The organism is Ancylobacter sp. FA202, assembly GCF_000380205.1.
Classification (GTDB): Bacteria; Pseudomonadota; Alphaproteobacteria; order Rhizobiales; family Xanthobacteraceae; genus Ancylobacter.
In genome coordinates, this window is record NZ_KB904818.1 from 4,286,668 (window position 1) to 4,301,501 (window position 14,834).

Annotated in this window: 18 protein-coding genes; 8 read left to right on the plus strand and 10 right to left on the minus strand. The window is 67.0% G+C overall.

Features of this window, described 5'->3' with window-relative positions; translation table 11 throughout:
• The first annotated feature begins 11 nt into the window (after positions 1-11).
• The 6 genes from A3M1_RS0119755 to A3M1_RS0119780 all read left to right on the plus strand — a co-directional run bounded on the left by A3M1_RS0119755 (position 12) and on the right by A3M1_RS0119780 (position 5,503).
• Positions 12-782, plus strand: coding sequence for an SDR family oxidoreductase (locus A3M1_RS0119755; RefSeq protein WP_018390719.1), 771 nt, complete (start codon positions 12-14; stop codon positions 780-782).
• Between the two features lie 53 nt (positions 783-835).
• A complete protein-coding gene (locus A3M1_RS0119760; protein WP_018390720.1) occupies positions 836-1,867 on the plus strand; it encodes a TRAP transporter substrate-binding protein in 1,032 nt (343 codons plus the stop codon).
• A gap of 104 nt (positions 1,868-1,971) precedes the next feature.
• Positions 1,972-2,553 (plus strand): TRAP transporter small permease, encoded by a 582-nt coding sequence (locus tag A3M1_RS0119765; protein WP_018390721.1) that lies wholly within the window; start codon positions 1,972-1,974, stop codon positions 2,551-2,553.
• Entirely contained in the window at positions 2,550-3,830 is a 1,281-nt protein-coding gene (locus tag A3M1_RS0119770) for a TRAP transporter large permease (protein ID WP_018390722.1), read from the plus strand. Before A3M1_RS0119765 ends, A3M1_RS0119770 begins: the two co-directional genes overlap by 4 nt.
• Positions 3,831-3,896: 66 nt before the next feature.
• Positions 3,897-4,940: an L-idonate 5-dehydrogenase gene (locus A3M1_RS0119775; RefSeq protein ID WP_018963997.1), complete on the plus strand. Its 1,044-nt coding sequence runs from the start codon at positions 3,897-3,899 to the stop codon at positions 4,938-4,940.
• 8 nt (positions 4,941-4,948) lie between these two features.
• Positions 4,949-5,503 (plus strand): gluconokinase, encoded by a 555-nt coding sequence (locus tag A3M1_RS0119780; protein ID WP_198291147.1) that lies wholly within the window; start codon positions 4,949-4,951, stop codon positions 5,501-5,503.
• Positions 5,504-5,592: 89 nt separating this feature from the next.
• Here the strand turns inward: A3M1_RS0119780 and A3M1_RS26765 are convergent, their stop codons facing one another.
• Positions 5,593-5,739, minus strand: coding sequence for a hypothetical protein (locus tag A3M1_RS26765; protein WP_018390725.1), 147 nt, complete (start codon positions 5,737-5,739; stop codon positions 5,593-5,595).
• A gap of 205 nt (positions 5,740-5,944) precedes the next feature.
• Positions 5,945-6,385, minus strand: coding sequence for a helix-turn-helix domain-containing protein (locus A3M1_RS0119790; RefSeq protein ID WP_018390726.1), 441 nt, complete (start codon positions 6,383-6,385; stop codon positions 5,945-5,947).
• Between the two features lie 103 nt (positions 6,386-6,488).
• Here A3M1_RS0119790 and A3M1_RS0119795 point away from each other — a divergent pair, with 103 nt between their 5' ends.
• The gene (locus tag A3M1_RS0119795) at positions 6,489-7,721 is read left to right on the plus strand and encodes an MFS transporter (protein ID WP_018390727.1); all 1,233 of its coding nucleotides are present in this window, start codon (positions 6,489-6,491) and stop codon (positions 7,719-7,721) included.
• Positions 7,722-7,735: 14 nt separating this feature from the next.
• On the opposite strand, the gene A3M1_RS0119800 is transcribed toward A3M1_RS0119795, so the two are convergent.
• From A3M1_RS0119800 to A3M1_RS0119820, 5 genes are all read right to left on the minus strand, one after another.
• Positions 7,736-7,993 (minus strand): hypothetical protein, encoded by a 258-nt coding sequence (locus A3M1_RS0119800; protein WP_018390728.1) that lies wholly within the window; start codon positions 7,991-7,993, stop codon positions 7,736-7,738.
• A 98-nt stretch (positions 7,994-8,091) separates the two neighbouring features.
• Positions 8,092-8,667, minus strand: coding sequence for a GNAT family N-acetyltransferase (locus A3M1_RS0119805; RefSeq protein WP_018390729.1), 576 nt, complete (start codon positions 8,665-8,667; stop codon positions 8,092-8,094).
• Positions 8,664-9,215 carry a phage tail protein gene (locus A3M1_RS0119810; RefSeq protein WP_018390730.1) on the minus strand — a complete coding sequence of 184 codons (552 nt, stop codon included), beginning with the start codon at positions 9,213-9,215 and terminating at the stop codon, positions 8,664-8,666. Before A3M1_RS0119810 ends, A3M1_RS0119805 begins: the two co-directional genes overlap by 4 nt.
• Positions 9,216-9,224: 9 nt before the next feature.
• Positions 9,225-9,770 carry a phage tail protein gene (locus A3M1_RS0119815; protein ID WP_018390731.1) on the minus strand — a complete coding sequence of 182 codons (546 nt, stop codon included), beginning with the start codon at positions 9,768-9,770 and terminating at the stop codon, positions 9,225-9,227.
• 9 nt (positions 9,771-9,779) lie between these two features.
• A complete protein-coding gene (locus A3M1_RS0119820) occupies positions 9,780-10,334 on the minus strand; it encodes a phage tail protein (protein ID WP_018390732.1) in 555 nt (184 codons plus the stop codon).
• A 448-nt stretch (positions 10,335-10,782) separates the two neighbouring features.
• Between A3M1_RS0119820 and A3M1_RS0119825 the strand changes: the two genes are divergently transcribed.
• Positions 10,783-12,654: an asparagine synthetase B gene (locus tag A3M1_RS0119825; protein WP_018390733.1), complete on the plus strand. Its 1,872-nt coding sequence runs from the start codon at positions 10,783-10,785 to the stop codon at positions 12,652-12,654.
• Positions 12,655-12,682: 28 nt separating this feature from the next.
• Here the strand turns inward: A3M1_RS0119825 and A3M1_RS0119830 are convergent, their stop codons facing one another.
• Genes A3M1_RS0119830 through A3M1_RS0119840 form a run of 3 tightly spaced genes read right to left on the minus strand, consistent with a single transcriptional unit; the run spans position 12,683 to position 14,711 of the window.
• Positions 12,683-13,519 (minus strand): sulfotransferase domain-containing protein, encoded by an 837-nt coding sequence (locus A3M1_RS0119830; protein WP_018390734.1) that lies wholly within the window; start codon positions 13,517-13,519, stop codon positions 12,683-12,685.
• Complete coding sequence (locus tag A3M1_RS0119835) at positions 13,516-14,433, minus strand: hypothetical protein (RefSeq protein WP_018390735.1); 918 nt, start codon at positions 14,431-14,433, stop codon at positions 13,516-13,518. The genes A3M1_RS0119830 and A3M1_RS0119835 overlap by 4 nt, the downstream gene beginning before the upstream one ends.
• Positions 14,430-14,711, minus strand: coding sequence for a PqqD family protein (locus A3M1_RS0119840; protein ID WP_018390736.1), 282 nt, complete (start codon positions 14,709-14,711; stop codon positions 14,430-14,432). Before A3M1_RS0119840 ends, A3M1_RS0119835 begins: the two co-directional genes overlap by 4 nt.
• Positions 14,712-14,834 lie beyond the last annotated feature (123 nt).

A 14,834-nucleotide genomic window follows, 5' to 3' on the forward strand; every position in this document is an offset into this window, starting at 1 on the left:
GCGATATCTCCATGTCCACGAAGCTCTTTTCCCTCGAAGGCCGCACGGCGCTCATCACCGGCTCGGCCCGCGGCCTCGGCTATGGCATCGCCCGCGGCCTCGCCCAGGCCGGGGCCCGTGTCGTGCTGAACGGCACCAAGGCTGACACCACCGAAGCGGCTTGCCGCACATTGGAAGGGGAGGGCCTGAACGCCCATGCGCTGCCCTTCGACGTGACCAATGACGTGGCGGTGGCCGAGGCCTTCGCCGCGCTCGATGCCGAGGGCATCGAGGTGGATGTCGTCGTCAACAATGCCGGCATCCAGTTCCGCAAGCCGATGGTGGATCTCGACCCGGCCGATTGGCGCCGGGTGCTGGAAGTCGATCTCACCAGCGCCTTCCTGGTCAGCCAGCAGGCGGCGCGCCGCATGATCGCGCGCGGGCGCGGCGGCAAGATCATCAACATCGCCTCGCTGATGAGCCAAGCGGCGCGGGCGACGGTCGCCCCCTACACGGCGGCCAAGGGCGGCATCAAGACGCTGACCCATTCCATGGTCGCGGAATGGGCGCAGTTCAACATCCAGGCCAACGCCATCGGTCCCGGCTACATGGCGACCGACATGAACGAGGCGCTGATGAACGATCCGGCCTTCGATGCCTGGGTCAAGGGCCGCACCCCGGCCAAGCGCTGGGGCCAGCCCGATGAACTGGTCGGCGCGGCGGTGTTCCTCGCCTCGCCCGCCTCCAACTACGTCAACGGCCAGCTCATCTATGTCGATGGCGGCATGCTGGCCGTTCTCTAGCCGGCTCGCCGCCGGCTTCCACAAGAAAACAACACCGACCAAGGAGAAGCCCCATGAAGACCGCTTTCACGATGAAGACTCCCAGCCTGCGCGCGGCCACCGCCGCGCTGCTGGCGGCTGCCGCGCTGTTCGCGACCGGCCCCGCCATGGCGGAAATCAAGGCCAAGGCCGGCCACGCCATGCCGGAAAGCCACCCGCAGGCGGCGGCGATGAACAAGTTCGCCGAGCTGGTCGGCACCTACACCAATGGCAATGTGAAGGTGCAGACCTATCACGGCGCCCTGCTGGGCAGCGACGAGAAGCAGCTGCAGGCGGTGCAGTCCGGCACGCAGGAATTCTATATCGGCACGCTGGCGCCGCTGTCGTCGCGAGTGAAGGAAGTGCAGGTCTGGGATCTGCCCTTCATGTTCCAGAACACCAAGGAAGTGTACGCCGTGCTCGACGGCGCCTCCTCCAAGGAAATCTTCGCCAAGGTCGAGCCCTCGGGCATTGTCGGCCTCACCTGGACCGGCATGGGCTTCCGCAACCTGTCGAACAGCCGCCGCCCGGTGACCAAGCTGGACGACATCACCGGCCTGAAGCTGCGGGTGATGGCCAACCCGGTCGCGCTCGACACCTGGAAGACCATCGGCGCCAACGCCACCCCGATGCCGTTCTCGGAAGTGTTCCCGGCGCTTGAGGTGAAGGCGATCGACGGCCAGGAGAATCCGCTCCTGCATATGTACGCCAACAAGATGCAGGAAGTGCAGAAGTACATCTCGCTTACCAACCACGTCTATACGCCGGTGGCGCTGGTGGCCTCGCAGAAGTTCTGGGACAAGCTGACCCCGGCCGACCAGGCCGGCATCCGCAAGGCGGCGGTCGAGGCTGGTCTGCTCCAGCGCAAGCTGCTGGACGAGGGTGATCGCGACGTCATCGCCAAGTTCAAGGAAGCGGGCGTGGAAGTCGACGAGGTTCCCGCCGACCAGCTGGCCCGCATCCAGGCCCAGGTGAAGCCGGTGGTGGCGAAGTTCAAGCCGCAGATCGGCGACGCCTTCGTTGACGGCTTCTACGCCGAAATCGAGAAGGCGCGCAGCGCCAACTGAGCGATCGCCTCCGGCGGCCCGCCTGCGCGGGTCGCCGGCCTTCCTCCCACGGCGCACCCCTTCCTCGGTGACGGAGCGGCGCCTGGCTTTCGCGAGGTGTCCCGATGAACCAACTGCTCAGCTTGGCGATCGCCGCGTTCTACCGCGTGCTGGAAGCGGTGATGGTGCTGTGCATGGTCGTCATGCTCGTCACCGTCTTCGGCAATGTGGTGCTGCGGCTCGGCTTCAACACCGGTATCGACCTGTCCGACGAACTGCCGCGCTTCGCCTTTGTCTGGCTCACATTCCTCGGCGCCATTGTCGGCCTGCACCGGCGGGCGCATCTGGGTGTCGACCTGGTGGTGCGCGCTTTGCCTCTGCTCGGCCGCAAGCTGTGCTGGGGCATCAGCCAGGCGATCATGCTCGTGTGCGCCCTGTACATGCTCTACGGCACCTGGCTGCAGCACGACATCATCGCCGGCAACTCCTCGCCCGTCGCGCAGATCTCGACGCTGTGGGTCTATGGCGTGAGCTACATCACCTCGACCGCCATCGGCCTCATCTGCCTCTCCAACCTCATTCGCCTCGCCCTCGGCCATGTCGCGGAAGACGAGCTGATCGACGTCAACGAGGAGGGGATGTCGGAAATCCACGACATCGAGCACGAGCTCGCCGACCAGACCTCCCGCAAGGGGACCGCGTCATGATCGTCCTTATCTTCGTCGGTTCGCTGCTGGGCCTGATGGCGCTCGGCATGCCGGTCGCCTTCGCGCTGATCGGCTGCGGCCTCGCCATGATGTTCTATATGGGCATCACCGATCCGCAGATCATCATCCAGAACATGTGGGACGGTGCCAACAGCTTCCCGCTGCTTGCCGTGCCCTTCTTCATGCTCGCCGGCGAGTTCATGAATGCCGGCGGCATGACCCGGCGCATCATCACCATGGCCATGGCCTGGGTCGGCCATATCCGTGGCGGGCTGGGCTATGTCGCGGTCATGGCGGCGGTCATCATGGCCTCGCTCTCGGGCTCCGCCGTCGCCGACACCGCCGCGCTCGCCTCGGTGCTCGTGCCGCTGATGCGCAACTCCGGCTATGATGTGAACCGCTCCTGCGGCCTCATCGCCTGCGGCGGCATCATCGCCCCGGTCATCCCGCCCTCGATCGGCATGATCATCTTCGGCGTCGCCGGTGGCGTGTCGATCACCAAGCTGTTCATCGCCGGCATCGTGCCCGGCGTGCTGATGGGCATCGCCATCATGGTGGCGTGGCGCTGGTGCATCAAGCGCGACAACCCCCGCGTCGAGCCGCGCCGTTCGATGCGGGAGCGCGCGATCGAAACCCGCGACGCTTTCTGGGCGCTGCTGCTGCCGCTGGTCATCATAGGCGGTCTGAAGTTCGGCATTTTCACCCCCACCGAGGCGGCGGTCATCGCTGCCGTCTACTCGCTCTTTGTCGGCCTGTTCATCTACCGCGAGATCAAGCCGCGCGACCTGTTCCGCCTGATCTACCGGGCGGCGGAGACGACGGCGGTCATCATGTTTTTGGTGGCGGCGGCCGGCGTGTCGGCCTGGCTGATCACCACCGCCGACATTCCCCAGCAGCTCGCCATCTTCGTCGAGCCGTTCATGGACAGCCCGATCCTGCTTATGGCGATCCTGATGGTGCTGGTGTTCATCATCGGCACCGCGCTCGACTTCACCCCCACCGTGCTGATCCTCACCCCGGTGCTGATGCCTGTTGTGAAGCAGGCGGGCATCGACCCGGTTTACTTCGGCGTGCTGTTCATCATGAACAACGCGCTGGGCCTGGTCACGCCGCCTGTCGGCACCGTGCTTAACGTGGTCTGCGGCGTCGCCAAGGTGCCGATGAGCGGGGTGATACGCGGGGTGCTGCCCTTCCTGATCGCCCAGACCTTCGTGATGGTTCTGCTGGTCGCCTTCCCGCAGATCGTGCTGTGGCCGCTGCACTGGATGACCCGGTGACGCCGACCCCATTCCTGCCTTCCCTTTTCTCCCATGCCTTCCCTTTTCTCCAAGGACTTGCCCACCATGCGTGCCATTGTCATCCACGCCCCGCACGATCTGCGCCTCGAGGTGCTGCCGGCTGCCGCGCCCGGCCCGCACGATGTCGTTGTGCAAATGGGGGCGGGGGGCATTTGCGGTTCGGACCTGCACTATTTCCACCAGGGCGGCTTCGGCGTGGTGCGTCTGCGCGAGCCGATGGTGCTCGGCCATGAGGTGGCCGGCACGGTGCGCGCGGTGGGGGCGGGCGTGACCTCGGTCAAGGTCGGCGACAAGGTGGCGGTGAATCCCTCGGGGCCGTGTGGTGAGTGCGAATATTGCCGGCGCGGCCTGCGCAACCAGTGCCTCGACATGCGCTTTTACGGCAGCGCGATGCGTTTCCCCCATGTACAGGGAGCGTTCCGCGAGGAGATGACCGTGCCGGAAGCACAGGCCGTGAAAGTCGCCGACGATGTCGACCTGTCGCTCGCCGCGCTGTGCGAGCCCTTCGCCGTGGCGCTGCACGCGGTGGCGCAGGCGGGCGATCTCGCGGGCAGGACCGTTCTGGTCTCCGGTTGCGGCCCGATCGGCTGCCTCGTCATCGCCGCCGCGAAGCTCGCCGGCGCGGGTGCCATCATCGCCACCGACATCGCGCCGGAAGCCCTCGCCATCGCCGCCCGGCTGGGGGCGACGCGCTGCGTGGATGTCTCGGGCGGCACGGACGAACTGGCCGATCTCGCCCGGGACAAGGGCCGTGTCGACGCGGCGCTGGAATGTTCCGGCAATGGGCGTGCGCTGGTGAGCGCCATCGAACTCACCCGCCCGCGCGGCACACTCGTGCTGGTAGGGCTCGGCGGCGAGTTGTCCCTGCCGATGAATGCGATCGTCGCCAAGGAGCTGAACCTCTGCGGCAGCTTCCGCTTCGACGCCGAGTTCGCCCGCGCCGCTGAGCTGATCTCCACCGGCCGTGTCGACCTCGCGCCGCTGCTGACGGGCAGCTTCCCGATCGAGGAGGCGAACGCGGCGTTCGCGCTGGCCTCGGACCGGCGGCGGGCGATGAAGGTGCAGTTCCGCTTCGGCGCGGCTTCGTGACGCCTGTGATGCGGCAGGCACCTCCCGCCATCGTGGTCATGGGCGTTTCCGGCTGCGGCAAGTCCTCGGTCGGGCAAGCGCTTGCCGACAGGTTCGGTGCCGATTTCATCGAGGGCGACGCGCTCCACCCTCCCGCCAGCATCACCAAGATGGCCCGTGGCGAGCCGCTGGACGACGAGGATCGTCGTCCCTGGCTGGCGACGATCTGCCGGACGATCGCCGACAGCCGTGCTGCCGGGCGCGGGGTCGTGGTGTCCTGCTCGGCGCTGCGGCGCGCCTATCGCGACCAGCTCCGTACGGCCGGGCCGCTCGACATCGTCTTCCTCAGCGGTTCGCGGGCCGTGCTGGCCGAGCGCATGAGCCGGCGTGCCGGGCATTTCATGCCGCTCGCGCTTCTCGACAGCCAGCTCGCCACACTTGAAGTCCCCACCGGCGAAGCGGACGTGGTGACGGTCGATATCGACCGCCCGCTTGCCGACGTCATTGCCCTCGCCGGGGAGGCGATAAGCCAGGCGCAGGCCGGCCGGTCCGCTGTCACGTTGTTGGCAAGCAAGGACGGCTGAGTCTTGTCGGGCTTTCCGCCCGATAGGCCAGCAGGTCCGACAAGGCCGAAGCCGACCGGATCGAGCCAGCTGGAAACGGCCGAGATCGCTCAGGCGCGCGCCGGACGCTTGAAGAAGTAATGCAGCACGAAATGCCCGGGGGAGACGACCGCGACGAGTTCCCATCCCTCAGCCCCCAATTCCCCCAGCGCGGCGGAATCCAGCGTCGTTTCGACCACATGATATTCCCACGTCATGGTGCATTTCTCCGATTGCTGTGACCGTCGTTGAGCGGTGGGGAGAGAACGGCAAGCACCGCCATCAGGCTGTAACCCTGCGTGGGGATGTCGGGTTCCCCAGCGTTGCGCCGTCGCGGTCGGCAAGATCTGCCGGAATCCGCTGGCCGTAATTCGCACGCGCCTTTGCGGCGGTCGGGCGAGGGGCGGGCCGCGCGCGCGAACGTCAACGGGGGGCGCGGGGTTTCGGCTTTTCGGTGCGTGTTGGCTTTGCCGCGCGCCGGGCCGTTGCTTCCACCAGCCGCCGGAAGGTCGGGCACTCCATATGCGAGGGTGCCGGGCAGTCGGCGACGTGGCGAAGCGTGTCGCGCAACGCCTTCAATTCCAGGATCTGCCGGTCGATCGCGTCAGCCTTGCGATGGAGGACGGCGCGCGGCAGGTCCGGCGTGCCGTTGCCGCCGAACATGCCGGCGATCTCCTCCAACGAGAACCCCGCCGACTTGCCCATGGAAATCAGCGTGAGCTGCAGCAGCACCTCGGGCGGAAACTGCCGGCGCAGCCCGTGGCGGGCGACCGAGGAAATCAGCCCGGCCTGCTCGTAATAGCGCAGCGCCGAGGGCGCGATTCCGCTCCGGGCCGACACCTCGCCAATATCCAGGAATTTCACGCTTGACCTCAACTCGACTTGAAGTGGCAGTGTGCCCCCCGACAGGCAATTGCACAAGAGAGGGAAGGCGATGACAGTCAGGCAAGCGCCAATCGACGCGGCAATGGACGGGGGAACGGTAACGGCCGGCGCGCGCACGACGCCGCGGGGGCTGACGGTGGCGCTGGCGCTGGCGATGCTGCTGGCCGCGCTCGGCACCAGCATCGCCAATATCGCGCTGCCGGCGCTGGCCCAGGCGTTCGCGGCACCCTTCGCGCAGGTGCAGGTCGTGGTGGTCGCCTATCTTGCCGCGCTGACGGTCTCGGTCGTCGTCGCCGGCCGGCTCGGCGACCGTTACGGCCTGAAGCCCATGCTGATGGCGGGCCTCACCGTGTTCGCTCTCGCCTCGCTGCTGTGCGCGCTGGCGCCGAGCCTCTGGCTGCTGGTCGCCGCCCGGCTGCTGCAGGGCGTCGGCGCCGCCTTCCTGATGACGCTCGCCATGGCCCTGATGCGCCAGAGCGCCGGCGAGGCACGGCTGGGCCGGGCGATGGGTCTGCTCGGCACGGTTTCGGCGCTGGGCACCGCGCTCGGCCCGGCGCTCGGCGGGCTGCTGATGCCGCTGACGGGGTGGCGCGGCCTGTTCTGGGTGCAACTGCCGCTGGCCGTGCTCGCCCTGGTGCTGGCGCGAACGGCGTTGCCGGACACGCCGCGCCGGGAGAGGGCAGCGTCGCCGCCCCTGTTCGCGGTGCTCAACCGGCGCCTGGCGCCCAATCTGATCGTCAATACGCTGGTCGCCGCCGTGCTGATGGCGACGCTGGTGGTCGGGCCGTTCTATCTCGGCCTCGGCCTCGGACTGAAGGACGCGCTGGTGGGAGCGGTGATGGCGATCGGACCGGCAATTTCCATCGTCAGCGGCGTGCCCTCGGGGCGCCTGGTCGATGCGTGGGGCAGCGGCCGGGTGCTCGTGCTCGGGCTCGCGCTGCTGGCGGCGGGCGCGTTTTTCCTGGCGGTGCTGCCGGGCGTGCTGGGTGTTGCGGGCTATGTGGGCGCGATAATCGTGCTGACGCCGGGCTATCAGCTGTTCCAGGCCGCCAACAACACGGCCGTGCTGGCCGATGTTCCCGCCGACCGGCGCGGCACGGTGTCGGGCCTGCTCAACCTGTCGCGCAATATCGGCCTCATACTGGGTGCCTCGCTGCTCGGCGGCGTGTTCGCCTTCGGCGCCGGCACGGAGGATCTGCTGCACGCCAAACCTGCGGCCATCGCGGCCGGCATGCAGCTGACCTTTCTGCTCGCCGGCGGACTGATGATCGTCGCGCTCGGCATGTCCTGCGGCAAAGGCGCCATCGGAAGGTGAGTGGCCGAGCCGGTCTAGCGCGCCCGTTCCTCGGCGAGCTTGCGGGCATAGAGCGCGCCGCCGACGCCGCCCATGAGGGCGCCATTGCCATAGATGACGAGCAGCGGCGTGAGCGCGGCGAACAGGCCGAAATCGACCGCTGCCACCGCGGCCAGCACCGTGAGGGCGGTGATGACAAGCACCGCCGGCACCAGCCGGCGCAGCGTGAAGGCGATGAGGGCCGACACGCACAATATGGCGAGGCCGGAGAACAGGGCGAACAGGTCGATCATCAAGAGGTTCCGCGCGAGGTGCCTTTAGGGAAAGTGCACAGGCGTTCCCTATAGAGCAGGCGCGGGCCTCGTTCCAGAACCTGTGGTGAAAGGCTGGCTCAGGTGCCGGCCTCGGTATGCTCTTCGGCCGGCACATCCTGCCCCGGCGCGCGGATCATCAGCCAATAGGGCCCGCTCTCGCCCACCTGCACGAAGCCCTTGCGCCGATAGAGCCGCTGGGCGGGATTGTTCTTTTCGACATGGAGGGAGACAACCCGCCCGAGCCGGTGGGCCTCGGCGCAGGCGATGTCCAGCAGCGCGCCGCCGAGCCCCTGATTGCGCGCCTCCGGCAGCAGGCTGATATCGACGATGCGATGCTCGCTCGGGCTGCGGTGGAGATAGAGCCGGCCGATCGGGGCGCCCTGCCGCTCGATGATCAGCAAGTCCGCATCGGCGTAGTATTGGGCGTAATGGGCGAGCTGGAAGCGGAACTGCTGGTCGAGAAAGGCCGAACGGAATGCGTCCGGCCAGCCATTGCCCTCGAATTCCGACCCGCGCACGCTGGCGAACAGGGCCTGCAGGAAAGGCATATCCTGTTCGGTCTGCGGGCGGAGGGCGAGGCCGCCATCGGCCCAGGTGTCCGGCAGCGCCGACGCGGGTGTCGGCACGACGAGGCCGTACAGAGCGGGGTTCATGGCTTCATCGGGTATATTCCCTCTGTTGCGATACAGTAGAGCAGCGTCAAGTAAGGCTGCATATTGCTATGTTGCTCATTGCCTCCGGCGAGGCCCACAGTGATGGGAGAGAGTTCCGTGTCCAGGTTTTCGCTTCCCGGCAGAAAATGCTCCGCCACCGATGGGTTCCCGCGCACCTTGTAGCGTCCCAGAAAGTTCGTTTCGGCCGGCAAGCCGTCAAGTGCGCCGTCAGTATTGCTGGCGTAGGTCGTTACCATATGATTGTGCGGAGGGAGATTCGATCTGGTGAGCATCACGCTCTCCATTCCGGCATCGTCTCCGACAGAATACGTGGAAAGGCCCAGCCCGGTGCCAGCACCAAGCACGGCGCGGCCCTGAATATTGGGCAGGGCGAAGTTGATGGTGCCGTCGCCACCGTAGTTGACGCCGATGATGGAGAACAGTGTCGTGTGGCTGCGGATCTCGAGCAAATTGCCATTGCAGATCAGCCAGCCCTTGGGAGGATAGTGCAGTGGAAAGAGACGGATTTCACCGATAAAGGGCTCCATGAATCGTCCTCAATCTGAAGGAAAGATCCCTGCCAGCGCGATAATGTAGTTGATCGCGAGGGAGGGCATCACGTTGACATGGGGTTCGCCTGAGCCGCTGACGGTGAGCGTGTCCACCTGGAGTATGCGGGGATCCAGGCCAGCCGTTGACTTGACATAGGGCAAGCCGTCAAAGCCGGTGGGCGCCGTAGTTGATGCGGCCGCCGCGAAAATGTGCGTCTGGGCGGGCGTTATGGAATTGGCTGGCTGTTTGGAGGCGTTCAGTTGATGATTGTGAGCGATCTGCCCGGTCACCAAACTCACCGTCTCGCTGCCGCCGGTCTCGCCGAGGGAGCGTGAGATGAGGCCTGGGCCCTGCCCACGGCCGATCACCACGCGGCCGCGCAGATCCGGCAGGTTGAAGTTCGAGACGCCGTCGCCGCCCCATGTTGTTCCCACCAGCGCGTACAGGACTTCATACTCGTTGATCGCCAAGGTCTGGCCCTCGCAAACGGCCCAACCCTGCGGCGCGTAAGTGCCGGCGAACAGCCTGATTTCTCCGACGTAGTATTCCATCGTCGCTCCTCACTCCCTTTCGGGCCAAATTCCCCGCAGACAGATGCAGTAGCTGCCCACGGCAAATGGCTGCATGTTCTCGTGCGCCCCAGCGCTGCCCACCTGTGACAGGGATTGCGGGTGCAGAGCCACCGTCTGGCCGGGAACGGCGGCGCCATAGAGCAAACGTTCGTTTGGCGGGGTCAGATCGTCTTTCTTGACGGTGGCGACGTGACCGTTCGTGCTGTTGCCGGTCGTCCCCTCCTTGGTGCAGGCCCTGAACGTATGTGTGTGGGCCGGAAGATGCTTTACGGCGAGGGTGAAGGTTTCCGCGCCTGCCGCCTCCCCGAGTGCATAGAATCTGTCAGTTCCATCCCGAATGGCACCAGCGCAGAGCGGAACCCGGCCGCGCAGGTCCGGCAGGGCAAACTGAGTCTTTCCGTCCCCGCCAAACGTGTTTTGGAGCAGGGCGAACAGCGCCTGATTTGGCGCGATGCTGAGCAATCGGCCGTCTGCCGGAAGCCAGCCGTAGGGAACCCTGTCATAGGGAAAAAGGCGAATCTCGCCCAGATATGCCTCAGCCATCTTTCAATGCCCCAACCGGAAAGCGGCGTGCATGCGAAGCGCATACACTCAAAGGTTGTATGTAACCTATGAGGGCAACTTTAGAATGTAAAGAGCCTACGTGACCGTCTTGGTTGCATTCCTTTTACCGCCTCTGCGGGCCCTGCCGTTTGACGCGCGCGCGCGTGTGGGGCAACATAACTTCCTATCCTTGGTTGAGGCCGACGCGAGGGGCTGTAACGGTGAAAACTGCATTGGACGAGACCACATCCGTTTCCGCAGTGGCGGAGACACGGGCCGGCAAGCCCCGCTGGGAGACGCCGGTGATCGAGGTGGCTCCTCTGCACAGCGCAGAGGCGAATAATTCTGGTAGCACGGATTCCGGCGTGTCCTCCTAGAGCGCGACCGGGGAGTGGCGCCGTCGGCTGCGGCCCTGAACGGCGGCGCTGGCGGCCATAAGGCTCCATTGATGGGATTCTGCGGCGGGCTGAACCTGGCGCCTGGAACAGCCGAGCGGTGCCTCGCCGCTCTCCGGCGGTCGGCACGCGGCCTTTCTGCGGCGGTAGCCGCCGAGTGCGTTCTCGCCGCCTGCGAGGACGCGATCGCCGCGCAGGACAGCCGCGCGGCTCTTGCCTTCGATGGCCGGCTGGACAACCGCGACGCGCTCCTGCGGCATCTCTGCCTCGCCGCCTCCATCGATACCGGCGCGCTCCTGCTGGCGGCCTATCACCGCTGGGGGAGGGACTGCTTCACCCATCTTATCGGCGACTATGCCTGCGCGGTCTGGGACAGGGACGAGCGCGCCTTCTACCTCGCCACCGATCCCGGCGCCCTGCGCACGTTGTTCTTCTGGACCGATCGTGGGCGCCTCCTCTTTGCAACCGAGCAGCGCGGCCTGTTCGCCTGCCCCGAGGTGCCGCGCGAGATCGACCCGGACCAGATGGCCGCCTGGCTGAGCATGCTGCCGCGCGAGCCGCTGCGTACCTTCTTTCGCGGCATCAACCGGGTGCCGCCCGGCCATTGCGTGCGCTGGGCGGCGGGTGAGTTCGCGCTGGAGCGCTGGTGGCAGCCGGAGAACCTGGCGACGCTTCACCTGCCGCGCGACGCGGACTACGAAGACGCGCTGCGCGAGGTGCTCGGCGAGGCGGTGCGTGCCCGCATCCGCCCCGGCGAGCGGATCGGCAGCGAACTCTCGGGCGGGCTCGACAGTTCCAGCGTCACCGCGCTGGCGGCGCGGGAGCTTTCGGCGCAGGGGCGGGAGCTGACCGCCTTCACCGCCGCGCCGCGCCATGCGCAGCCCGCCAGCCGCAACCGCTTCACCGATGAATGGCCCCGCGCCGCCGCGGTGGCGGCGCTTTACCCCAACATCGCCCATGTGCGGATCGACAATGATTCCGAGCCAATTCTCGACGCGCTGGACCGGAGCGAGATGGGAAATGACTGGCCGGTGCTGAATGCCTCCAACAATGTCTGGATCACCGCCATCTTCCGCGAGGCGAAGCGCCGACGGCTCGATGTCGTTCTGCAGGGGACGATGGGCAATATGACCATCAGCCATGGCAGCGGCGATCCACTGGCGGCGCGCGTGCGAAGTGGCGATCTGCTCGGCGCGTTGCGAACCATGCGCGACATGCGGCGCGGTGGCGGGCGCTCCTGGCTCGGCATTGCCGGGGAGGCGGCGGACAGCCTGCTGCCGAAGCGTCTCAGCCGCAGCTTGCGCGCTGCCCTTGGGCGCGGGGCGCCGGGGCTGTTCGATTATTCCGCCATCCATCCCGCGTTTCTCCACCGCTCCGGCATGGAGGAGCGCGCCATCGACATGGCCTGCAACCTCGGCAACCTCGCACGTGGCGACAGTCGCGCGCTGCGCCTGGCGGTGCTCGACCGCACCGACCATCGCGGCCATTCCGCTATGGCGACCCGCCGTCTGTTCGGCATCGATGTGCGCGATCCCACCAGCGACCGGCGGCTGATCGAACTGTGCCTCTCCATTCCAGACGAGCAGTTTGCGCTGGGCGGCGTGCCGCGCTCGCTCATCCGCCGGGCGATGCGCGGGCTGGTGCCGGACGTCGTGCTGAATGAGCGGCGCAAGGGGCTGCAGGCGGCCGACTGGCGGGTAGGCTTCCAGGAAGCGCTCCCCGGCCTGCGGGCGGAAGTGGCGCGGCTGCGCAACAGCCCTTTCGCCAGCGAGTGCCTCGATCTCGACCGCATGGACCAACTCCTCGATGCCTGGCCCGGTGTCGAGAACGCAAGTGAGCGGGCGACTTTTGACTATCTCTGCGCCTTCAGCCGTGCGCTCACCGCCGGCCGCTTCATCCGCCGGGTCGAGGGCGGCAACGGGTAGCGCTCCCTCGTGTCCCGGCGGCGGGCCGTCAGCGATAGGCGAAGCGCGCCATGACCCGACGATGCGTGCAGGCTACGCGCTCGGCCAGTTCCGGCGGCAATTCCCCGCGCCACCCGCCCGCGCCTCCCTTGCGGAAAAAGGGCGCGGTTGAGGCCGCGTACCGCTCGCGGAACCCCGTGCGGGCCTCCTGGTCGGCGAGAGCGGTGAAGCTGCTCGCTTCCAGGCTGCGACTGACGGCGTGGCGCGTGTCGTCGAGACCGAGGAACCGGCAGAGCTGGGTGAAATGCCCCGGCGGGTCGGCCAGCAGGTCCTCATAGCGCAGCGGCAGCAGGTGCAGATCGCCCGCGTCGAGCCAGCTCTCCACATGGGCGCTCCAGGAGGAGACCCACTGCTCGATATTCATGTTGAGCCCCGGCGAGGAGAGCCCGATGCAGAACGCCGTGTCGCCCATCCGATCGACGCTGGCCGCGAGCGACCAGCCGAAATGATGCGCCATTGAGATCGCCACATCGCGCGGGTCCCGGACGATGTAGACGACGCGGTCTATGGCGTCGGCGGGGATCGCCGGTTCGCGCGCGCCGGGCGGAACGAGATTGGAATCGTGCGTCTTGTAGAGGCCCGGCTGTTGCCGGGCGATGCGGCGGCTGGAGAGGGGCCGAAGCAGAGCCACCTCATTGGGAGTGAGGTCCGAATGCTCCAGGCCGGCATGCCTGTCCTGCAGGCTACGGCCGGTCACGTTCCTGATGCGCACGAGGTCGCCATTGAGATCGATCGGCTGGCCTCCGTGCAGATGGCTGGCGAGGAAGGCCCGCAGCCAGGTGTTGCCGGACTTGGGATAGGAGGCGATGAGCGCGAGGCCGCTCATCCCCGCACGATCGCCGCGATGGCGTCGAGCCAGCGCTCGGGCGGTGCATCCGGCTGGCGCCGAAGCTGATAGACGGGCACCGTACTGGCGATGAGCGTGCGCGCCTGAAACAGCGCCTTCTCGGTCCCCAGCGCCCGCCCGACCGGCAGCCGGAACGTCTCGGCCTCCAGCGCGGCGAGGATGTCGAGCGGCGCCGACAGCCGCTCGATGCCTTCCACTTCGCCGCGTTCGGGCCGGCGCAAAAGGAAGATGGCACGCAGGGGGAGGGAATCGCGCACGCCCGCCTCCGGCTCCAGGAAATGGTACTTTTCCTGCCCGCGCCGGTTGCGCTCCAGTCCCTCGGGAGAAAGCGACGCATCCTCGATCGCATCACGCCAGAGTTTCAGCCGCGGAAAGGAGGGCCGCACCCTGGCAGGCCCACCGCTGTCGAGGACGCAGACATCGTCCGAGACGACCGCGTGGCCGCGCCGGGCAAAGCGAAGCGCCAGGGTGGACTTGCCCATGCCCGACGGGCCGCAGAAGGCCACAGCACCGCCATCGATCACGACGCTGGAGGCGTGCAGCGGCAGCAGGGCGCGCTGATGGCAGACTAGGCCGAGCACCGAGCCGAGCAGGAACAGCCGAATCTCGGCGGCGCTCGCCTCCGGCTGCGGCGCGATGGTGATGCCGCCGGATGGTCGCACAAGGAACCGCCCCACCTCCGGCACCTGCAACAGGCCGGTGCCGGTGCCGTCGATCTCAAGGAACGGGCTCAGTGTCCGGCCCTCGGGCAGGTGCTCGTCAACGTCGCCGAGTCGGACGGTGAGGTCAGGCGGCCGGTCGTCCCCCTGCCATTCCAGGAGTTCGGGCAATGCGATGGCGGAACGGATGCGCCAGCCGCAGAGGAGGCCATCGGTCAGGGGCGCCACACTCACGCGCGAATATCGATCAGGTTCTGGGCTTCAAGCTGTGCCAGAAAGGCAAACACCTCGGCCTCGATGCGCGCTTCCTCGCCCTCATATTCCGCCATCAGCGAATGGCAGAGGTCGCCGACCCGGATGGGCTGCTCCAGACGCTGCCAGATGCTGCTGGCGACCGCGTTCAGCCCGAAATAAAGGCCCTGTTCGACATCCAGCAGAACCTGCGTGTCGCCAATGGCAGCTTCAAGCGGATGGGGCCGCCGAACGACCTCCGAATTGGGCGAGAGGGGCATGGGTCACGCTCAAGTTGTCGCCATTATCTCTACACCTATCCTGCCGGGGTGGTATCGTCCAGTGTATGTCAACCTTGAAGTGCATGACGCAGGGAGAGAGGAATCGCCTGGGCAGGCCCCGCA